This window comes from Pseudomonas fakonensis (assembly GCF_019139895.1).
In the GTDB taxonomy this organism is placed as follows: domain Bacteria; phylum Pseudomonadota; class Gammaproteobacteria; order Pseudomonadales; family Pseudomonadaceae; genus Aquipseudomonas; species Aquipseudomonas fakonensis.
The window spans coordinates 1,758,720-1,778,651 of the sequence record NZ_CP077076.1 but is presented as its reverse complement, the minus strand read 5'-3'; the positions used below and the strand labels follow the sequence as shown (position 1 = coordinate 1,778,651).

The 19,932-nt window shown below is 63.4% G+C and carries 16 protein-coding genes and 4 tRNA genes; 3 read left to right on the top strand and 17 right to left on the bottom strand.

The window, feature by feature from the left end; all coding sequences use genetic code 11:
* Positions 1 to 12: 12 nt before the first annotated feature.
* Positions 13 to 2,049, bottom strand: a complete 2,037-nt coding sequence (locus KSS94_RS08085) for an NADPH-dependent 2,4-dienoyl-CoA reductase (protein WP_217842478.1) — start codon at positions 2,047 to 2,049, stop codon at positions 13 to 15.
* 211 nt (positions 2,050 to 2,260) lie between these two features.
* Positions 2,261 to 2,932 (bottom strand): aspartyl/asparaginyl beta-hydroxylase domain-containing protein, encoded by a 672-nt coding sequence (locus KSS94_RS08080; protein ID WP_217842477.1) that lies wholly within the window; start codon positions 2,930 to 2,932, stop codon positions 2,261 to 2,263.
* Between the two features lie 304 nt (positions 2,933 to 3,236).
* Here KSS94_RS08080 and KSS94_RS08075 point away from each other — a divergent pair, with 304 nt between their 5' ends.
* On the top strand, positions 3,237 to 4,355 hold the full coding sequence (locus tag KSS94_RS08075) for a nitrilase-related carbon-nitrogen hydrolase (protein ID WP_217842476.1): 1,119 nt from the start codon (positions 3,237 to 3,239) through the stop codon (positions 4,353 to 4,355).
* A gap of 3 nt (positions 4,356 to 4,358) precedes the next feature.
* Positions 4,359 to 5,399, top strand: a complete 1,041-nt coding sequence (locus tag KSS94_RS08070; RefSeq protein ID WP_217842475.1) for an AraC family transcriptional regulator — start codon at positions 4,359 to 4,361, stop codon at positions 5,397 to 5,399.
* 364 nt (positions 5,400 to 5,763) lie between these two features.
* Here the strand turns inward: KSS94_RS08070 and KSS94_RS08065 are convergent, their stop codons facing one another.
* Complete coding sequence (locus tag KSS94_RS08065; RefSeq protein ID WP_217842474.1) at positions 5,764 to 6,618, bottom strand: DUF2242 domain-containing protein; 855 nt, start codon at positions 6,616 to 6,618, stop codon at positions 5,764 to 5,766.
* A 237-nt stretch (positions 6,619 to 6,855) separates the two neighbouring features.
* Here KSS94_RS08065 and KSS94_RS08060 point away from each other — a divergent pair, with 237 nt between their 5' ends.
* A complete protein-coding gene (locus KSS94_RS08060) occupies positions 6,856 to 8,406 on the top strand; it encodes a methyl-accepting chemotaxis protein (protein ID WP_217842473.1) in 1,551 nt (516 codons plus the stop codon).
* Positions 8,407 to 8,566: 160 nt separating this feature from the next.
* Here the strand turns inward: KSS94_RS08060 and KSS94_RS08055 are convergent.
* The 14 genes from KSS94_RS08055 to truA all read right to left on the bottom strand — a co-directional run bounded on the left by KSS94_RS08055 (position 8,567) and on the right by truA (position 19,926).
* Positions 8,567 to 8,643 (bottom strand) — tRNA-Asp (locus tag KSS94_RS08055).
* Between the two features lie 141 nt (positions 8,644 to 8,784).
* Positions 8,785 to 8,861 (bottom strand) — tRNA-Asp (locus KSS94_RS08050).
* Between the two features lie 83 nt (positions 8,862 to 8,944).
* Positions 8,945 to 9,021, bottom strand: a tRNA-Asp gene (locus tag KSS94_RS08045).
* A 79-nt stretch (positions 9,022 to 9,100) separates the two neighbouring features.
* A tRNA-Val gene (locus KSS94_RS08040) sits at positions 9,101 to 9,176 on the bottom strand.
* Between the two features lie 279 nt (positions 9,177 to 9,455).
* On the bottom strand, positions 9,456 to 10,874 hold the full coding sequence (locus KSS94_RS08035) for an IS1182 family transposase (RefSeq protein WP_217840929.1): 1,419 nt from the start codon (positions 10,872 to 10,874) through the stop codon (positions 9,456 to 9,458).
* A 118-nt stretch (positions 10,875 to 10,992) separates the two neighbouring features.
* Positions 10,993 to 11,763, bottom strand: coding sequence for an SDR family oxidoreductase (locus KSS94_RS08030; protein ID WP_217842472.1), 771 nt, complete (start codon positions 11,761 to 11,763; stop codon positions 10,993 to 10,995).
* On the bottom strand, positions 11,763 to 12,974 hold the full coding sequence (locus KSS94_RS08025) for an O-succinylhomoserine sulfhydrylase (RefSeq protein WP_217842471.1): 1,212 nt from the start codon (positions 12,972 to 12,974) through the stop codon (positions 11,763 to 11,765). Before KSS94_RS08025 ends, KSS94_RS08030 begins: the two co-directional genes overlap by 1 nt.
* A 15-nt stretch (positions 12,975 to 12,989) precedes the next feature.
* The gene (purF, locus tag KSS94_RS08020) at positions 12,990 to 14,495 is read right to left on the bottom strand and encodes an amidophosphoribosyltransferase (protein WP_217842470.1); all 1,506 of its coding nucleotides are present in this window, start codon (positions 14,493 to 14,495) and stop codon (positions 12,990 to 12,992) included.
* 42 nt (positions 14,496 to 14,537) lie between these two features.
* A complete protein-coding gene (locus tag KSS94_RS08015) occupies positions 14,538 to 15,092 on the bottom strand; it encodes a CvpA family protein (protein ID WP_217842469.1) in 555 nt (184 codons plus the stop codon).
* 225 nt (positions 15,093 to 15,317) lie between these two features.
* Positions 15,318 to 15,992, bottom strand: a complete 675-nt coding sequence (locus KSS94_RS08010) for an SPOR domain-containing protein (protein WP_217842468.1) — start codon at positions 15,990 to 15,992, stop codon at positions 15,318 to 15,320.
* The gene (folC, locus tag KSS94_RS08005) at positions 15,976 to 17,283 is read right to left on the bottom strand and encodes a bifunctional tetrahydrofolate synthase/dihydrofolate synthase (protein WP_217842467.1); all 1,308 of its coding nucleotides are present in this window, start codon (positions 17,281 to 17,283) and stop codon (positions 15,976 to 15,978) included. The genes KSS94_RS08010 and folC overlap by 17 nt, the downstream gene beginning before the upstream one ends.
* Entirely contained in the window at positions 17,283 to 18,176 is an 894-nt protein-coding gene (gene accD, locus KSS94_RS08000) for an acetyl-CoA carboxylase, carboxyltransferase subunit beta (protein ID WP_217842466.1), read from the bottom strand. The genes folC and accD overlap by 1 nt, the downstream gene beginning before the upstream one ends.
* A gap of 215 nt (positions 18,177 to 18,391) precedes the next feature.
* Positions 18,392 to 19,012 (bottom strand): phosphoribosylanthranilate isomerase, encoded by a 621-nt coding sequence (locus KSS94_RS07995; protein ID WP_217842465.1) that lies wholly within the window; start codon positions 19,010 to 19,012, stop codon positions 18,392 to 18,394.
* 59 nt (positions 19,013 to 19,071) lie between these two features.
* Positions 19,072 to 19,926: a tRNA pseudouridine(38-40) synthase TruA gene (truA, locus tag KSS94_RS07990; protein WP_217842464.1), complete on the bottom strand. Its 855-nt coding sequence runs from the start codon at positions 19,924 to 19,926 to the stop codon at positions 19,072 to 19,074.
* Between the last annotated feature and the right edge of the window lie 6 nt (positions 19,927 to 19,932).

The window sequence follows — 19,932 nt, the reverse complement described above, 5'->3', positions numbered from 1 at the left end:
CGGCCCGGGCGATTACAGCTCGGCAGCCAACCGCGACCCCTGGTTGATGGCCCGCTTGGCATCCAGCTCGGCGGCCACGTCAGCGCCACCGATCAGGTGCACCGACTGCCCTGCCGCCAGCAACCCTTCGTGCAACTCACGCAGCGGGTCTTGGCCTGCGCACACGACAATGTTGTCCACCGCCAGCAACTGTGGCTCGCCCTCGCCGATGCGCACGTGCAGGCCGGCATCGTCGATGCTCAGGTATTCCACGCTATTGAGCATCTGCACCTGCTTGTTCTTGAGCCCCGTGCGGTGAATCCAGCCGGTGGTCTTGCCCAGGCCGTCGCCCACCTTGGTTTTCTTGCGCTGCAGCAGGTACACCTGGCGCGCCGGGGCGTGCGGCTCGGGCTGCACGCCCGCCACCCCGCCACGGGCGTCAAGCTGGGTGTCGATGCCCCACTCCTTCCAGAACGCCTCGCGGTCCTGGCTGGTGGCCACGCCCTTGTGCACCAGGTACTCGGACACATCGAAGCCGATGCCGCCCGCGCCGATCACCGCCACCCGCTCGCCCACCGGCTTGCGCTGCAGCAACACGTCCAGGTAGCTGAGCACCTTGGGGTTGTCGATGCCGGGGATGGCCGGGGTACGCGGGGCGATGCCGGTGGCCAGGATGACCTCGTCAAAGCCGCCAGCCAGCAGCGCCTGCACATCCACCCAGGTGTTCAGACGCAGGTCGACGCCGGTGCTGCGCAGCTTGTTGGCAAAGTAACGCAGTGTCTCGAAGAACTCTTCCTTGCCCGGTACGCGCTTGGCCACGTTGAACTGCCCGCCAATCTCGCCGGCGGCGTCAAACAGGGTCACCTCGTGGCCGCGCTCGGCGGCCACGGTGGCGGCCGACAAGCCGGCGGGGCCTGCCCCTACCACGGCAATGCGCTTGACCGCACGCACCGGCAGGTAGTTGAGCTCGGTCTCGTGGCAGGCGCGGGGGTTGACCAGGCAACTGGTGAGCTTGCCGCCGAAGGTGTGGTCGAGGCAGGCCTGGTTGCAACCGATGCAGGTGTTGATCTCGTCACCCCGGCCGGCAGCGGCCTTGTTGACGAAGTCCGGGTCGGCGAGGAACGGCCGGGCCATGGAGACCATGTCGGCATCACCCTCGGCCAGTACGGCCTCGGCCACTTCCGGGGTGTTGATACGGTTGGTGGTGATCAGCGGAATTCCCACCGCGCCGCGCAACTTGGCGGTCACCTTGGTGAACGCCGCCCGCGGCACCTTGGTGGCGATGGTCGGGATGCGCGCCTCGTGCCAGCCGATGCCGGTGTTGATGAGGGTGGCACCAGCCTGCTCGATCGCCTTGGCCAGTTCGACGATTTCGCCCCAGTTGCTGCCACCCTCGACCAGGTCGAGCATCGACAGGCGGAAGATGATGATGAACTCGCGCCCGACCGCCTCGCGCACCCGGCGCACGATCTCCACTGCCAGGCGCATGCGGTTCTGGTAGCTGCCACCCCAGCGGTCGGTGCGGTGGTTGGTGTGGGCGGCGAGGAACTGGTTGATGAAGTAGCCTTCCGAGCCCATCACTTCGACCCCGTCATAGCCGGCGCGCTGGGCCAGGCTTGCGCAGGTGACGAAATCGCGGATCTGCTTCTCGATGCCGTCTTCGTCCAGCTCACGCGGCTTGAACGGGTTGATCGGCGCCTGAATGGCGCTGGGCGCCACTTGCTTGGGGCTGTAGGCGTAGCGCCCGGCATGCAGGATCTGCAGGCAGATCTTGCCACCGGCGGCGTGCACCGCCTCGGTGACGATGCGGTGCTTGTCGGCTTCTTCCTCGGTGCTCAGCTTGGCCGCGCCCGAGTACACCCCGCCCTCCTCGTTCGGTGCGATGCCGCCGGTGACCATCAGGCCCACCCCACCCCGGGCACGCTCGGCAAAGTAGGCCGCCATGCGCTCGAAACCGCCCGGGCGCTCCTCCAGGCCGGTGTGCATCGAGCCCATCAGGGTGCGGTTGCGCAAGGTGGTGAAACCCAGGTCGAGGGGGGCCAGCAGGTGCGGGTAAGCTTGGGTAGCCATGGACGGACTCCACAGGTGGCGTGATCACGGAATGCAGGCGCCTCTACCGGTTTGGCGGGGCCTGTCGTTTGTCTGCCATGGACATTAAACAGGCGTTTGAATGCACTCAATGATCGAAACTGACAACCTGATGATCCTGCTGCGCAGCCTCACCTGCGCCTGACACCTGCCAGATGGGCCCACCCTGCTACCAGCCCATGCGCGCTGAGGCCTACTTCACATCCTTCTTACCGAACACCCGCCAGCCAACAAACTTTTTCAGCATCTGCATCTGCGCCCAGAAATACTTGGGGTCCTTCCAGATATTGACCAGCAGCGACTTCATGAAACTGAGCCCCAATATCAGCACGAAATAAACATCGTGCAGGCGCCCGCTCAAGTTTTTCACAGGCAAATGACGCTTCACCGCTTCATTGACCTGGCACTCGATAACAATATGGACACGCGTGCTATCCCCTTCATTGCGAACCTCATGCAAAAAGGAAGTATCCAGTGCCCACAACTCACCCGGGGACATCACCACGCGCTCCCGGGACACATTGAAAAATATGTTGTCGTGGGTGATGATCGGGACGTGAAAACGCAGACGGGCATTGCTCGATGCGCCGGTCAGATCTCGATGTGGATGCAGGACTGCACCCGGTGACAAGTAGTAAAACACACAAATGCCGTTTTTTTCCGCGCCCAGAAACTCGTAGATTCTGGCAACGAACGGATGCGCCTCAGGGGTAAGGTCGACTTTATGCCACTGAATATCCTTGTACTTGCCCTCGCCGTGTACATTGGTCTTTTCTTGCTCTATAGAAACAGCCAGGCTGGCAATTTCCTTGATCTCGTCTTCAATAAAGAAATCTTTCTTTATCAAAAAAGCGCCAGTATTCATTTCTCTTCTCGTCCGATCAGATTCAATCTTGCGCTGACACGCGGGCGGCCACAACACCAGGCCTGGGGCGCCAAGGTTATAGCAGCCCCGGGTTGTTTCCAAGGGTTCTGGCGCGCCCGCCATTGAGCCTCATCAAGATAGCGTGCAGCCGGGCTTGAGTTGCCGCCTGCACGACAGTGGCTGTTACGCTCGAGAGTGCCTGGCGCGAGCCAGCAGACGCCAGACGTTCTTCATTGCACGCACGCTCTGTGCTAACTTTCCGTACGCGCCATCAGGCCCCCTTCTTCGACGACACCAAGGTCCCATGCGTAAAGTGCTAGCCGGCGCCCTGTCGCTGGTCCTCATCGCCACTCTCTTCGGCTACGGCTTCTGGACCGTGCAACGACCAGAGGGCCACTACCTGTCCGACCTGCGTATCGAACTGGCAATCAACCAGGGCATACCCGGTGAGCATGGCAACTTGCTGGGCGTCGAGCCATTGCTCTACCCCGGCGACTACCAAAACCTTACCCGCCTGCACCGCAAACTTGCAGCCTATCTGCAACAAGCCCGTGAACAAGGGCTGGTCAACCCGCGTACCGTTGTGGTTTTGCCGGAACACATCGGTACCTGGCTGTGGGCCCGGGGTGAGAAACGCGAGCTTTACCAAGTCACTCAGCGCCGTGAAGCCTGGCAGTGGCTGGAACTCAGCAACCCGCTGCGTTATGGCCTGGCAATGCTGGCCGCCCATGGACACGACCGCCGCTCGGATGCGCACCTGCGCATGAAAGCCACGCAAATGGCGGCAGATTATCAGCTTCTGTTCGGTAACCTGGCCCGGGAGTTCGGCGTAACGCTGGTGGCCGGGTCGATCATCCTGCCGGCACCCTATGTAGAGGACGGCGTGCTGCGCACCGGGAATGGCCCCCTGTTCAACAGCAGCCTGGTTTTCGCCAGCGACGGCTCGTTGCTGGGCCAGCCGCAGTATCAGCAATACCCCGACAGCGAAAACCGTCGCTACATCCATAGCGGTGCCGACCACCCGCTGCAAGTCGTGCAAACCCCCGCAGGGCGCTTGGGCGTGCTGGTCGGGAGCGACAGCTGGTACCCGCCGAACTACCGGCAACTGGACAAGCAATCGGTACAGCTGATCGCCAATCCGGTGTTCCTCAGTGGCAAACACAGCTGGCATGAACCCTGGCGCGGCAACCGGCATCAGGCGCTCAGCGCCAACCTGCCATTGCAACGTGGCCAAGTCAGCGAACAGAGTGCCTGGCAACAACTGACGCAGACCGGTGCCAACGGCATTGCCAGCATGAGCGTATTCCTGCGCGGCCAGTTCTGGGAGTTAGGTAGCGACGGCCAGGGCTTTGCCAGCCGAGCCGACACACAGTGGGTTGGCAATCCCAGCCAGGGTGCCCGCCTGCTCAACCTGTGGTTGTAACCCATGGCCACTCCCCGAGTACGCCTGGGTGACCTGTCGGTAGGTTTTGTCCAGCCGCTGGCTGAAGCGCTGCTGAAGCTGGGGCACGACCCACAACCGCTATTACTGCGATACAGCCTGGACGCACCACGACTGGCCGAACCCAGCGCACGCCTGTCAATCCCCCGCTACATGCACCTGGGCCATGCCGCCATTACCTTGTGCAACGAACCGGCTCTTGGACTGCACATGGGCCGCTTGAGCCGCTTGGCTCAAGCCGGTCTGGCCGGCATCACGGCGAGCCAGGCACCCACCCTGGGCGAAGCGGCACGCACGCTGCTACGCTTCGAACCGCTTTACGCCGCAAACTACCGTGGCCATTCAACCTTCCACGAAGATGCCCAGGGCGCCTGGTTACGGTTCTATTCAATAAGCCCGTACAACAGCTACAACCGCTTCGTGGTCGACTCGCTGCTGGCCGGCTGGCTGGCGCAACTGGGGGCATTGGTCGGCAGGTCAGTGCAGGCCGAACGCCTGGAGATCGAATTCCAAGCTCCTGCCTATGCTGCGCAGTACCAAAGCCTGTGCAGCAACGCCGTCCAGTTCGGCGCCGACGGCAACCAACTGCGCCTGGACAGCAGCACCCTGGCCCTGACCAATCCGCAGCACTGCCCGAGTACGTGGCGGCATCTGTTGCAACTGTGTGAGACGGAGCTTGCGCAACGAAGCCGGGTACGCGGCCTGGCCGAGCGCATCGTCCACCTGCTGGGGCCGCTGCTCAATGGCGGGCGCGAGCCGGACCTTGAGGAAGTGGCGCAGCACCTGCACCTGCCCACCTGGACCTTGCGCCGCAAGCTGGCCGAAGAGGGCACGCGCTTTCGCGACCTGCTCAACGACACGCGCCGCGACCTGGCCGAAGCCTATATCCGCGACACGGAACTGGCTTTCGGCGAGATCGCCTATCTGTTGGGGTTTGCCTCGGCCGAGGCGTTCCAGCGCGCATTCAAGCGCTGGAGCGGGCTGACGCCGGGGGAATATCGCCGCATGCAGCGGCTGACGGGTTAAAGCTCGGTGGCGTCGTCGGCGGGCTCTGGCATATCCAGCTCGTAGGCCTGAAACTCCAGCAGTTCTTCCTGATACTCGTCCATTGGCTGCTTCCTCTGTGTTCGCTCGTCGTTCATCGGCCTGGCTTCACCCTATTTCAGTGGGGTGACGCTTTGATGACAGGCCTTGAGGAATAAACGTAGCAGCGTGTTGGGAAGTTATCGATGGCTGAATGTAGGAGCGGCCTCGTGTCGCGACAGGGCTGCGCAGCAGCCCCGGGATCTTGCATGATGCCTAGACCCTGGGGCTGCTACGCAACCCTTTCGCGACACAAGGCCGCTCCTACAGGGAGCGCGTCAAATCGACGGGCGGCAAAGGTTGCGCCTTACAGCGAAGCCGGCGCCGCCTCGCTTTGCGGGGCCTGCTGCTGCACCTGGATCGGCGCAGCTTCAACGGGCGGTGCAACGGGCTGCGAGCCCTGGCTGTCATCCACTACCGGTGCGGCAGGTGCCTCACTGGCGGGTACGGCGGTTGCCGGCGGCTCGGTGGCAGGTGCCACGCTTGCTGGCGCAGGCTCCGGCGCGCTCACGGCAACCGGCGCGGCGGGTTGCGCGGCCGGGACCAGTGCCGCGGGCGCAGGTTCCGGCAGGCCGAGGTCCTGGGCGGGCATTTCGACCTTGGCAGGTTCGGCTTCGGGCTTTTTCACTTTCTTCGGTTTTGGCAGGTAGCTTTCCACCAGGGCGAAGTAACGGTCGTAGAACTGCGGCGCAGTGACCGTCTCGCTGGCGACCTTGACCATGGAATCGTCGGTAGAGCCGATCGGCATCGACACCGAACCCAGCACACCCACGCCAAGGCTTGCCGAGGTGTTGGACTTTTTCAGGGTGTAACGGTCCTGCAGCGCGTTGGCGAACATGGTCGAGCGCTGCTTGTCGCTCATATCGGGCACGCAGGTGATGTTGAAGCTGATCTGCATGTGGTTTTCGGCGGTCTGCTGGAAGCTCTTGTTGCCGGCCACCTGGTTGGCATCACTGCTGGTGATGATGTAGCCCTGGCTGAGCAACGCGCGCCGCGCGGCCTCGCACGAGCCCGCCTCGCTGACCGAGAAGCTGCGCGAGAAGGTGCCCGAGTCGTCGAAGTTCTCGTGTTCGTACACGGCAGGCTTCTTCGAGGAGCAACCGGTCACGCCCGCCAGCACCAGGGCCAGCCCGAGCGCACCGTAGACGGATGATCTGGACATCGTGAATTCCGGGGTAAATCGAACGGCGCCTATTGTGCAACACATCCACAGGCCTTCGAAACCTTGGGCGCGCAAGGTTCATGTAAAGTCCGGTAAAACCGGCAGCTGCCCGCAGGAATTTTCACACACAATTCAGAGACCTCCCCTACAGCAATTGCAAGCGCCGCCTGACCGAAAAAATCGGCCTTGCTGAATAAACTCGTGTGCCCCCATGAATGCATCGCATCAGGACCCACGATGAAAAACCTTTCGGTACGCCTGAAACTGCTGCTAGGCCTGGCGCCCCTGCTGCTGCTGGTCACCGCCCTGGCCGCCATTGCCGTGTTCAGCCTGTCGGCCCTCACCCACCGCGCCGAACGGCTGGTATCGGTGAACTACATCCTCGACCACCTCAACGACATACGCGCCGCACAAATGGCCTACGCCCTCACCGGCGAGCCTGCCGAGCTGCAGACGCTGGGCAAGGCCCAGCAACAGATCGACGCACTGATCGCTGAAAACCTGGCCAAAATGCCCTACCCCCAGGCCCAGGCAAGCCTGCCGGCGATTCGCCGGATCATGCAGGGCTACCAGCAAACCCTGCAGCACGCCCTGGACAGCAATGGCCGGCAACTGCCGGTGGGCATCGGCAAACAACTGACGGCGCAGGTGGCCGAGGCCATCGGCCAGGTGAACGCGCTGATCAGCGAGCAGAACCTGCGCAGCGCCCAAGAGCTGCAGCAACGCTCACAGCTGATGCTGGGCATATTCCTGACCACCGTACTGCTGGCCGGACTGGTCGCCTGGTTGCTGGTCCGGCAGATCTGCAGCCCCCTGCAGCAAGCCCTGGACATGGCCCAGCGCATTGGCGCAGGCGAGTTGCAAGAAAGCCCGGTCGCACACCGCCGCGACGAATTCGGCCAGTTGCTGCAGGCACTGCAGCGCAGCAGCGCCAACCTGCGGCGTGCCCTGCAGCAGGTCAGCCAGGTCTGTACGCGGCTGTCGGGCGCCGCGGCCTCGCTGACCGGCGTCATCGAGCGCACCAGCCAGGGGGCGGCCAGCCAACAGGCCGAAACCAGCCAGGTGGCCACCGCAATAGGCCAGATGGCCAGCGCCGTACAGGAGGTGGCCCACAACAGCTCGCTGGCCAGCGAAGCTACCCGCCAGGCCAGCGACAAAGCCGACCTCAGCCTGCGTGTGGTGTGCGATACCCAACAGCAGATCACCCAGCTGGCCAGCGATATCGGTACCAGTACCGAGGCAGTGCAACAGTTGTCGGCATCCGCCGAGCAGATCGGCGGCATCATGACGGTGATTCAGTCCGTGGCCGAGCAGACCAACCTGCTGGCGCTCAATGCCGCGATCGAGGCCGCCCGTGCTGGCGAGGCCGGGCGCGGCTTTGCCGTGGTTGCCGACGAGGTGCGCAGCCTGGCCCAGCGCACCCAGCATTCCAGCGCCGAAATCGAAACCCTGGTCGCCACCCTGCAGGACGACGCCCGGCATGCCGTCGAGCGCATGCACGGCAATCGCAACAGCGCCGGGGCGACCGTGACCCTGGCCAACCAGGCCAGCGAGGCGCTGCAAGTCATCACCGCCAGCGTCGACGACATCCAGGGCATGAACCAGCAGATCGCCGCCAGCACCGAACAACAAAACGCCGTGGTGCTGACCATCCAGCAAAATGTGGAAAACGTTCGTGATGTGGCACAGGGCTCGCTGAGTGCCACACGTGAGGTACAGGCAGCAGCCGTTGAGCTGAAAGGGCTGGGTGAAGAGCTGCAGGGGTTGCTGGGGCAGTTCAGGCTTTGAGAGGGCGTGAGGATTGGTGTTGGCGGTGCCGGCCTCATCGCAGGCAAGCCTGCTCCTACAGGGGGCGGGCTGGTTTGCGGGACAGCAGAAACAAGAAAAGCGACCCGAAGGTCGCTTTTTTTGTTTAAACCAAGCTGTTCAAGGGGCTTGGTGCGCAAGATGGCGCAGCGGACGGGACTCGAACCCGCGACCCCCGGCGTGACAGGCCGGTATTCTAACCGACTGAACTACCGCTGCGTATCGTTCGGGCTCGCACCCGATTGAAACTGGGATCTGAGCTTTCAAGCGTTAAAACGCGAAAGCCAGGCACAAAAAAGGCGACTTTTGATCGCCTTTTCTGGTTTGCTTCAAGCTGTTCAAGGGGCTTGATGCAGAAGATGGCGCAGCGGACGGGACTCGAACCCGCGACCCCCGGCGTGACAGGCCGGTATTCTAACCGACTGAACTACCGCTGCGTATCGTTCAGGCTTGCGCCTGATTGAAACTGGGATCTGACCTTGCGGCCTCAGACCGGTTCAAACACCCATCTGGAGAAAAGTGGCGCGGCGGACGGGACTCGAACCCGCGACCCCCGGCGTGACAGGCCGGTATTCTAACCGACTGAACTACCGCCGCGCATAGTTGGACTTGCGTCCTGTTCCTCTCTGCCAACGGCTTCTATAAGAAGCTGCTGAACCAGGAACGCCTCAGGAAGTGGTGGGTGATGACGGGATCGAACCGCCGACCCTCTGCTTGTAAGGCAGATGCTCTCCCGGCTGAGCTAATCACCCCCGCGATGTTGCTTGTTGCGTTTGCTTCGCTGAGGCCGCGAAATTTACGCAGGTACCGATGCTAAGTCAATAGCCCCATTGAAGTTTTTTTAAAAAAGATGAAAAAAGGGAGGTGCTGGCGAAGGCTGATCGCGGGGCAAGCCCGCGCACACGGCAATGCACACAAGGCCCGCGCACAAAAAAAGGGCCTTTCCAGACTGTGTGAAAACACACTGACAGGCCCCAGACCAAACGCCCCGACTTGTTCGGGGCGTTTGTTTTTGTGCTGAAAAAGGCTCTTCAGCCCATCATTTGCATCATTTGCTTGGCACTCAGGACGCTGATCGCTCGCTTGAGGTTGTAAGCGGTCACAGCGAGAGCCATTTCAGCTCTTGTGCCTTCGAGTTGTCGCAGCAAGAAGCGCCCGTTTCCAAATAGCCATTGTTTGAGATTACCAAACGGGTGCTCCACGATGGATCTACGCCGCTCCATCATCTCTGGATGCAGCTGCATCCGCTGCGCCATGCGCTCAAAGGCTTCCTCTTGAGCGTGACGCGAGACATAGCGGCGCTTGGCCGTCGTGCATTGGGCTTTCAGCGCGCACCCGGCGCAATCACTGATCGCCGCCTGGTAGATCCGATCGCCCTTGTAGCGCTGCTTTAGCGTTAGCCACTGACCTGCCGGGCACTGGTACCGATCCTGTTCGGCGTCGTAGGTAAAGTCCTTGCGCTCGAATAATGCCTCGCCGCCTGGGTTCGAGGTTCGGTTTGGCGGCACGTACGCGGTAATGGAGGCTTCCTCACATGCCTGGAACTGCTGGCCATTCGAGTAGCCCATATCGGCTGTCACGGTCAGCGCTTCCTGCCCCAGTTCAGCCTTGGCCGCTTTAGCCATGGGTTCAAGCTGCTTGCGATCATCGCCTTCTTGCGTCACCTCGTGATGCAAAATCAGGCAGTGTTCTGCGTCAACGGCGGTCTGCACGTTATAGGAAACACGCGCTCCTTTTGGCGTGCGCATCATTCGGGCATCGCTTTCGTGCGTGTTGAATTGCTCCAGCCCCATCGATTCCATCAAGGCCTGACAAGTGCGGTTGTCTTGCTGCTTTGCCTCAAGCTTCGCCAGGGCCGCTTTGATCGCAGTGCGATCTATTACTTGCTCGCCCTCAGACTGGTCAGCGGCATCCAACTCAGCCAGGTATTGGGCGATCCGCTTATCCAGCTTCTCGTCTTGGCGCTTGAGTTGATTCAAGTTCAACTGGCGTCGCGCGGAAGCGACCGCCTGAAACTTGCTCCCGTCGATGGCAACCAGGTCACCGGCAATCAAACCGGCAGTTCGGCAGAACTGCACAAAGGCCCGGCACGTCGTAACGAAAGCAGCTTTGTTGTTCTTGCGGAAGTCAGCGATGGTCTTGAAGTCAGGTTTGAGTCGGTTGATCAACCACATCACTTCGATGTTGCGCTGGCACTCGGCTTCCAGACGCCGCGATGAACGGATGCGCTGAAAATAGCCATAGAGATAAAGCTTGAGCTGGTCGGCGGGGTCGTAGGCGGGGCGCCCAGTGGCCTTGGGCTGGGCCTTGTCGAAACCTAGCTGCGCCAGATCCAGCCTAGCGACATACAGGTCGATGACACGAACGAGGTGATCCTCGGGGATCAGCTCTTCCAGCGAGACCGGGAACAGACTGGTCTGGCTGCGGGATTCTCCCTGGATGTAGGCCATAACGAAAAATGCTCCGTATCTTTCGATACGGAGCATTCTCTTAAAGGGCCGGGCAGATTGCTAGGTTTTCACACAGTCTGTTTCGGCCCCTTTCTGTTGTATCTCAATAACTTACCGCTCAGGTGTAGATCATCTTGCGGCTCATGCCGCCATCGACCACAAATTCCTGGCCAGTGACGAAGCCTGACTGGCGCGACAGCAACCAGGCCACCAGCGCCGCGACGTCCTCCACCGTCCCTACCCTGCCCGCCGGATGCTGGGCATGGTCGGCGTCGGTCAGGGGTTCGGCGCGGCGCTGCGACGGGTCGCGGGCATCGATCCAGCCCGGGCTCACCGCATTGACGCGAATCTCCGGGCCCAGGCTCATGGCCAGGGCATGGGTCAAGGCCAGCAGGCCACCTTTACTCGCAGCATACGCCTCGGTATCCGGTTCGGACTGCCGCGCGCGGGTCGAGGCCAGGTTGACGATGGAACCGCCATGGGCGCGCAGGTACGGCGCACAGTGCTTGGCCAGCAGCATCGGGCCATTGAGGTTGACCGCCAGCACACGGTTCCACTGGGCCAGCGATAAGCTTTCCAGCGTCTGGTTGTGCGGGTTGGCGATGGCCGCATTGCTGACCAGCGCATCCAGGCGGCCGAACTGGCCGAGCACCTGGGACACCCCGGCGCTGACCTGCGCTTCGTCAGCCACATCCATGGCAATGAACAAGGCGTTGTCACCCAGCGCCTCGGCCACCTTGGCGCCGCGCTGGCGATCAAGATCGCTCAGCACCACCTGCCAACCTTCGCAGATCAGCCACGCGGCGATGCCCAGGCCGATGCCGCGGGCGGCACCGGTCACCAGGGCGACCCGGCCGTTATGGCCTGGCCCACCGCCGCGGATTTCCATCACAGTGCCGCCAGCCCACGGGCGAGGTCCGCCTGCAGGTCAGCGACGTCTTCCAAGCCCACGGCAACCCGGATCAGGCTGTCGCGGATACCCGCCGCTTCACGCTCCTGCGCCGTCAAGCGGCCGTGGGAGGTGGTGGCCGGGTGGGCGATGGTGGTCTTGCTGTCACCCAGGTTGGTGGTGATGGAGATCACCCGGGTGGCGTCGATGAAGCGCCAGGCGCCCTCTTTGCCACCCTTCACCTCGAAGCTGACCACCGCACCGAAGCCGCTCATCTGGCGCTTGGCCAATTCGTGCTGCGGGTGGCTCGGCAGGCCGGCGTAATGCACCTTCTCCACGCCGCCCTGCTGCTCCAGCCATTCGGCCAGCACCTGGGCGCTTTCGCAGTGCGCGCGCATGCGCAGCTTCAGCGTTTCCAGGCCCTTGGTGAAAATCCAGGCGTTGAACGGGCTGAGGGTCGGGCCTGCGGTACGCAGGAAACCCACCACTTCTTTCATCTGCTCGGCACGGCCGGCAACCACACCGCCCATGCAGCGGCCCTGGCCGTCGATGAACTTGGTGGCTGAGTGGAACACGATGTCGGCACCGAGCTTGAGCGGCTGCTGCAAGGCCGGGGTGCTGAAGCAGTTGTCCACCACCAGCATGGCGCCACGGGCGTGGGCGATTTCGGCCAGCGCAGTGATGTCGACCAGTTCGGCCAGCGGGTTGGACGGCGACTCGACGATCAACAGCTTGGTGTTGGCCTTGATGGCCTTCTCCCAACCGCCCAGCTCGACCAGCGGTACGTAGTCCACCTGCACGCCAAAGCGCTTGAAGTACTTCTCGAACAGGCTGATGGTCGAGCCGAACACGCTCTGCGACACCAGCACGTGATCACCGGCGCTGCACAGCGACATGACCACGGCGAGGATTGCCGCCATGCCGGTGGAGGTAGCGACCGCCTGCTCGGCACCTTCCATCGCCGCCAGACGCTCTTCGAACGCCCGCACGGTGGGGTTGGTGTAGCGCGAGTAGACGTTGCCGGGTGTTTCGCCGGCAAACCGCGCGGCCGCGTCGGCAGCCGTGCGGAAGACATAGCTGGAGGTCAGGAACAGCGCTTCGCTGTGCTCGGCTTCCGGTGTACGGTTCTGACCGGCGCGCACCGCCAGGGTATCGAAACCGACACCCTCGAGGTCACTGTCCAGTCGTCCGGCATCCCATTGATCCGTCATGCCGTGGCTCCCAAATCAGTTGTTGTACAGGTCGATGATCGCGCTGACAGCCTGGTTCTTGACCTTGGCCAGGTCGTTACGGGCCTGTTCGATGCGGTCCAGGTAGGCCGCATCGATGTCGCCGGTGACGTACTCACCGTTGAACACCGCGCAATCGAAGTGATCGATCTTGATCTTGCCGCCACCGACCGAGTCGATGAGGTCCGGCAGGTCCTGGTAGACCAGCCAGTCGGCGCCGATCAGCTCGCCCACCTGTTCGGTGGTCCGGTTATGGGCGATCAGTTCGTGGACACTCGGCATGTCGATGCCGTAGACGTTCGGGTAGCGCACCGCAGGGGCTGCGGAGCAGAAGTAGACGTTCTTGGCGCCGGCTTCGCGGGCCATCTGGATGATCTGCTTGCAGGTGGTGCCGCGCACGATCGAGTCGTCCACCAGCATCACGTTCTTGCCGCGGAATTCCAGCTCGATGGCGTTGAGCTTCTGGCGCACCGATTTCTTGCGCGCAGCCTGGCCGGGCATGATGAAGGTGCGGCCGATGTAGCGGTTCTTGACGAAGCCTTCGCGGAACTTCACACCCAGACGGTTGGCCAGTTCCAGGGCGGCGGTGCGACTGGTGTCGGGGATCGGGATGACCACGTCGATGTCGTGCTCGGGGCGCTCGCGCATGATCTTGTCAGCGAGTTTTTCACCCATGCGCAGACGCGCCTTGTACACCGAGATGCCGTCGATGATCGAGTCCGGGCGGGCCAGGTAGACGTGCTCGAAAATGCACGGCTGCAGCTTCGGCGCATCGGCGCACTGCTTGGTGAACAGCTGGCCTTCTTCGGTGATGTACACCGCTTCGCCCGGGGCCAGGTCACGGATCAGGGTGAAGCCGAGCACGTCCAGGGCGACGCTTTCGGAGGCGATCATGTACTCCACGCCTTCGTCGGTGTGGCGCTGGCCGAACACCACCGGGCGAATGCCGTTGGGGTCACGGAAGCCAACGATGCCGTAGCCGGTGATCATCGCCACCACCGCGTAGCCGCCGACGCAGCGGCTGTGCACGTGGGAAACAGCAGCGAACACGTCTTCTTCGGTGGGCTGCAGCTTGCCACGCACCGCCAGCTCATGGGCGAATACGTTCAACAGCACTTCGGAGTCGGAGTTGGTGTTGACATGGCGCAGGTCGGACTCGTAGATCTCCTTGGCCAACTGCTCGACGTTGGTCAGGTTGCCGTTGTGCGCCAGGGTGATGCCATACGGCGAGTTGACGTAGAACGGCTGGGCCTCGGCCGAGGTGGAGCTGCCCGCAGTGGGGTAGCGCACGTGGCCGATACCGATGCTGCCGACCAGGCGCTGCATGTGGCGCTGCTGGAAGACGTCGCGCACCAGGCCGTTATCCTTGCGCAGGAACAACCGGCCGTCATGGCTGGTCACGATACCGGCAGCGTCCTGGCCGCGGTGCTGGAGGACCGTAAGCGCGTCATACAGCGCCTGATTGACGTTCGACTTACCGACGATACCGACGATGCCACACATGCGACGCAACCCCTACTTTGATGAAACTTGAGTGAAAAGCGCTCAGGGTTTGATGGGCCCGAGCAGCTGTTCCTTGAACGGAAGGTCAGCAGGTGCGCTGACCCCATTGGACATCCACTGGCCGGTGAACCCGAGAATGAGGTTCTTAGACCAGTCGGCCACCAATAGAAATTGTGGTATCAGGCGCGATTCCTGCCACCACGGGTCCTGTTGTACCGGGCCCAGGCTCAGCAGCCCGACGGCCACCACTACCAGCAAGCCCCCGCGCGCGGCGCCAAAGGCCATGCCGAGGAAACGATCGGTACCGGACAGCCCGGTAACGCGGATCAGCTCGCCGATAAGGAAGTTGAGCATCGCCCCCACCAGCAGGGTGGCGACGAAAAGAATGGCGCAGCCAGCAATGACCCGGGCCGAGGGCGTCTGGATGTAGCTCTCCAGATACTGTGCCAGCGAGCCGCCGAACATCCAGGCCACGGCACCCGCGACAATCCAGATGAGCAGAGACAAGGCTTCCTTGACGAAGCCGCGCTTGAGACTGATCAGTGAGGAAACGGCGATGATCGCGATGATCGCCCAATCAACCCAGGTAAATGCCACGGTGCTGCCTGCTAACGTTTGAGGCGGCGCATTTTAACAGAGCAACGGGCTTGGGGTAAGCGGAATGTCACGTGGTTGAAGGGCTGCGGGCTGACTCGGGGGACAGCTTTTAGGCATGGATCAGCCTGCTCGGGCCCCATCGCCGGCAAGCCGGCGCCTACAGGTGTGACACAGCCCTTGCAGGAGCGGACCACCGGCGCAGCCAGTGACACCAAGACGACAGGCTCAGCCGCGTTCGGGCTGGAAGCGCACCACGAAGCCCTTGAGGTTTTGCTGGCGGTTGATCACATCGCGCAGGCGCTCGGCCTCGGCGCGTTCGATCAGCGGGCCCACGTACACCCGGTTCATGCCATCGGCTGAGCGAATGTAAGCGTTGTAGCCCTGGCTGCGCAGGGTTTTCTGCAGGTTGTCGGCACCGGCGCGGTTGGACAGGCTGGCCAGCTGGATCGACCAACTGACCGGCAGGCCGTTGGGGTCGATCTTGGACGGCGCTGCCGGCTTGGCTGCCACCGCAGTTGCCGAGGCGGGCGCAGGTGTTGCCACCTTTGGCGTTGGCACCGGGGTCTGCGGCTTGGGCTGCGCCTGAGCCTGCACCTGGGCCTGAACCTGGGGTGACGGGGTAATGGGCTGGCTGGGCGTGCTCGGCGGCGCGGTGGACTCGTCCACCACCACCGGCGGCTGCTCGTTCTGCTCGGGCAATGGCTGCGGCTCCGGCACCTGCACCGGCTCGACCTGCACTTGCGGCAGGCTCGGCATGGCTGGTGCTTGCGGCGCCTCGACGCGCACCTGGCGCATCTCGTCCTCGCGGGTAAAAAGCATCGGCAGGAAGATCACCGCCAGCGCCACCAGCACCAGCGCACCGACCATGCGCTGCTTCATCCCTTTATCCAGCACTGCCATCTACTCCATTCATGGGGGCCTGCCGCTCGAGCCAGGCCAGGGCCTCACCGACGCAGAAAAACGAACCGAACAGCAGGATCTGGTCATCCGCCGTGGCCTGGGCGCACTGCGCATCAAGAGCAGCATCGACGCCTGGGTGAGACTTCACTGTCGCACCAAGGTTCGTCAAGGCCTGGGCCAGCTCGGCAGCCGGGCGGCTGCGCGGTGTATCCAGGGGGGCCACGGCCCAGTCGTCGACCAGCGCGTGCAGGGGTGCGAGCACGCCTTGCAGATCCTTGTCGGCGAGCAGGCCGAACACCGCCAGGCGGCGCCCCCTGGGTGGCCGCGCCGCCAGGCGGCGGGCCAGGTACTCGGCGGCATGCGGGTTGTGCCCGACATCCAGCAACAGCTCGACCGGCTTGCCGGCGAACTGCACCACGCGGCGGTCGAGCCGGCCAGTGATGCGGGCATCCAGCAGCGCCTGGCGAACCTGCTGCTCATTCCACGGCAGGCCCAAAAGCAGGAAGGCCTGCAGCGCCAGCGCGGCGTTTTCCATGGGCAGGTCAAGCAGCGGCAGGTCGCGCAACTCTATGCTTGCGCCATCGCCTGCGGTGCCGCGCCACTGCCAGTGGCTGTCGGTACTCGCCAGGTCGAAATCACGACCGCGCAGGAAGAACGGGCAGGCCAGTTCGCCAACCTTGTCCAGCAGCGGCTGTGGCGGGTCCAGGTCGCCGCACAGGGCAGGCTTGCCCTGGCGGAAGATGCCGGCCTTCTCGAAGGCCACCGACTCACGGGTATCCCCCAGGTAGTCGGCGTGGTCGACGCCGATACTGGTCACCAGCGATACGTCGGCATCCACCAGGTTGACCGCATCCAGCCGGCCACCCAGGCCGACCTCAAGCACCACGGCGTCCAGTGCCGACTGCTTGAACAGCCAGAACGCCGCCAGGGTGCCCATTTCGAAATAAGTGAGCGAAACATCGCCCCGCGCCGCCTCGATGGCGGCAAAGGCTTCGCACAGCTGCTCATCGCTGGCCTCGTGGCCGTCGATCAGCACCCGTTCGTTGTAGCGCAGCAGGTGCGGCGAACTGTACACCCCGACCTTGAGCCCCTGCGCTCGCAGCAGCGAGGCGACGAAGGCGCAGGTGGAGCCCTTGCCGTTGGTGCCGGTAACGGTCACTACCTGCGGCGCCAGGACGCCCAGCCTCAGGCGCTCGAGCACCTGTTGCGAGCGCGCCAGGCCCATGTCGATGGCCGAGGGGTGCAATTGCTCGAGGTAGGCGAGCCAGTCGCCCAGGCTGCGCTGGTTCATCAGGCGACCGCAGCGACCTCTTTGGCCTCGGCCGGGGTGGCCTGGCCGGTCATCTGCGCCAGCAGGCGCGCCAGGCGTGGGCGCAGCTCGTCACGGGAGATGATCAGGTCGATGGCGCCGTGCTCCAGCAGGAACTCGCTGCGCTGGAAGCCTTCTGGCAGTTTTTCCCGTACGGTCTGCTCGATCACCCGCGGGCCGGCGAAGCCGATCAGGGCCTTTGGCTCACCGACGATCACGTCGCCGAGCATCGCCAGGCTGGCGGAAACGCCGCCGTAGACCGGGTCGGTCAGTACCGAGATGAACGGAATGCCTTCTTCGCGCAGGCGCGCCAGCACAGCCGAAGTCTTGGCCATCTGCATCAGCGAGATCAGCGCTTCCTGCATGCGCGCACCGCCCGAGGCGGAGAAGCAGACCATCGGGCAGCGGTGTTCCAGGGCGTAGTTGGCGGCGCGTACGAAACGCTCGCCGACGATGGCACCCATGGAGCCGCCCATGAACGAGAATTCGAAGGCGCTGACCACGATCGGCAGGCCCATCAGGGTGCCGCTCATGGAAATCAGGGCGTCTTTTTCGCCGGTCTGCTTTTGCGCTGCGGTCAGGCGGTCCTTGTACTTCTTGCCGTCACGGAACTTCAGGCGGTCGACCGGCTCCAGCTCCGCGCCCAGCTCGGCGCGGCCGTCCTTGTCGAGGAAGATGTCGATGCGCGCACGTGCGCCGATGCGCATGTGGTGGTTGCACTTGGGGCAGACGTCGAGGGTCTTTTCCAGCTCCGGGCGGTACAGCACGGCCTCGCAGGACGGGCACTTGTGCCACAGGCCTTCAGGGACCGAGCTCTTCTTCACCTCGGAACGCATGATCGATGGAATCAGTTTGTCTACCAACCAGTTGCTCATGCTTGCTTTCTCCAGTATCGGCAGAGGGAGCCTTTAGCCACCACACCTGCCCTTGAGCTCAAATTCTGCTTAAAACGACGATGGGCCGGCCATGGCACTGCCACGTGCCGCCCCACCTCCAATATGTACGTCGATACCCAACGCAGGCGCTGCCTGCCGGTATCGCGTTGCGAAACCTATGGACGATGGCGCGCGGCCAGCCGTCACATCCACGCTTACGCCTGCCTGACCGCCTGCATGAAAGCCTCGATCTTCGCGGCATCCTTGATGCCCTTGGCCTGCTCTACCCCACCGCTGACATCCACCGCAAACGGGCGCACCTGGCGGATGGCCTGGGCGACATTGCCGGCCGACAGGCCGCCGGCAAGGATGATCGGCTTGCTGAGTTTGGCCGGCACCAGCGACCAGTCGAAGGCCTCACCAGTGCCGCCGGGCACGCCCGGCACGAAGGTGTCCAGCAAAATGCCCCGTGCACCTGCGTACTCACGACAGGCCGCCTCGAGGTCATCGCCCGGGCGCACCCGCAAGGCCTTGATCCAGGGCCGGTGAAAGCCTTCGCAGTCGGCCGGGGTTTCATCGCCGTGGAACTGTAGCAGGTCCAGCGGAACCACTTCGAGGATCTCGTTGAGCTCGCAGCGCGAGGCGTTGACGAACAACCCCACGCTGGTCACGAACGGCGGCAGCTCGGCAATGATCGCCCGCGCCTGGCGCACGTCCACCGCGCGCGGGCTCTTGGCATAGAAGACGAAACCGATGGCATCGGCGCCGGCTTCGGCTGCCGCCAGGGCGTCTTCGATGCGGGTGATCCCGCAGATCTTGCTGCGAACGTTGCTCATGGAAAGCGAACCCTGGGTGATCGGTGAACGGCGGATGTTAGCAAATGCCCCGCGCCCCGTCAGTCGCCCAGGGCCTCGAAGCCGGTGAGGAAGTGTGGGCCGATGTAACGCTGCGGCAGTTGGTATTGCTCCGGGTATTCCACCTGCACCAGGTACAGCCCGTACGGGTGGGCAGTCACCCCGCCTTCACGGCGGTTGCGCCCTTCCAGTACCTCCCGCGCCCACTCCACCGGGCGCTCACCGGCACCGATGGTCATCAGCACGCCAGCGATGTTGCGCACCATGTGGTGCAGAAAAGCTGTGGCGCGTATGTCGAGCACGATCATCTGGCCATGGCGGGTGACCCGCAGGTGGTGGATGTGCTTGACCGGCGACTTGGCCTGGCACTGGCTGGCGCGGAAGGCACTGAAGTCGTGGGTACCGAGCAGGTACTGGGCAGCCAGGGCCATGCTTTCGACATTCAGCGGGCGGTGGTTCCAGGTGACTTCCTCGGCCAGGTGGGCCGGGCGAATCGGGTCGTTGTAGATAACGTAGCGGTAGCGCCGCGCAGTGGCCTTGAAGCGGGCATGGAAATGCGCCGGCATCGGCCGCGACCAGACCACGCTGATGTCGTGGGGCAGGTTCTGGTTGCTGCCCAAGGTCCAGGCGCGCTCGTCGCGCACGGCGCGGGTGTCGAAGTGCACGATCTGCCCACTGCCATGCACGCCGGCGTCGGTGCGCCCGGCGCACAGCACGCTGATCGGCTCGTTGGCCACCTTCGACAGCGCCTCTTCCAGCGCCTGCTGGACACTCGGCACGCCACTGCTCTGGCGCTGCCAGCCGCGGTAGCGCGAGCCTTTGTATTCCACGCCCAGGGCGATGCGGGAGTAGCCTTCGGCAGCCGATTCGGCGGCGGCGGTTTCGATGATGTCCAAGAGCGG

Bases quoted from the DNA above. Each gene is read 5' to 3' on its own strand.
- KSS94_RS08085 (WP_217842478.1), bottom strand. From the start codon at position 2,049: ATGGCTACCCAAGCTTACCCGCACCTGCTGGCCCCCCTCGACCTGGGT.
- KSS94_RS08080 (WP_217842477.1), bottom strand. From the start codon at position 2,932: ATGAATACTGGCGCTTTTTTGATAAAGAAAGATTTCTTTATTGAAGAC.
- KSS94_RS08075 (WP_217842476.1), top strand. From the start codon at position 3,237: ATGCGTAAAGTGCTAGCCGGCGCCCTGTCGCTGGTCCTCATCGCCACT.
- KSS94_RS08070 (WP_217842475.1), top strand. From the start codon at position 4,359: ATGGCCACTCCCCGAGTACGCCTGGGTGACCTGTCGGTAGGTTTTGTC.
- KSS94_RS08065 (WP_217842474.1), bottom strand. From the start codon at position 6,618: ATGTCCAGATCATCCGTCTACGGTGCGCTCGGGCTGGCCCTGGTGCTG.
- KSS94_RS08060 (WP_217842473.1), top strand. From the start codon at position 6,856: ATGAAAAACCTTTCGGTACGCCTGAAACTGCTGCTAGGCCTGGCGCCC.
- KSS94_RS08035 (WP_217840929.1), bottom strand. From the start codon at position 10,874: ATGGCCTACATCCAGGGAGAATCCCGCAGCCAGACCAGTCTGTTCCCG.
- KSS94_RS08030 (WP_217842472.1), bottom strand. From the start codon at position 11,763: ATGGAAATCCGCGGCGGTGGGCCAGGCCATAACGGCCGGGTCGCCCTG.
- KSS94_RS08025 (WP_217842471.1), bottom strand. From the start codon at position 12,974: ATGACGGATCAATGGGATGCCGGACGACTGGACAGTGACCTCGAGGGT.
- purF (WP_217842470.1), bottom strand. From the start codon at position 14,495: ATGTGTGGCATCGTCGGTATCGTCGGTAAGTCGAACGTCAATCAGGCG.
- KSS94_RS08010 (WP_217842468.1), bottom strand. From the start codon at position 15,992: ATGGCAGTGCTGGATAAAGGGATGAAGCAGCGCATGGTCGGTGCGCTG.
- folC (WP_217842467.1), bottom strand. From the start codon at position 17,283: ATGAACCAGCGCAGCCTGGGCGACTGGCTCGCCTACCTCGAGCAATTG.
- accD (WP_217842466.1), bottom strand. From the start codon at position 18,176: ATGAGCAACTGGTTGGTAGACAAACTGATTCCATCGATCATGCGTTCC.
- KSS94_RS07995 (WP_217842465.1), bottom strand. From the start codon at position 19,012: ATGAGCAACGTTCGCAGCAAGATCTGCGGGATCACCCGCATCGAAGAC.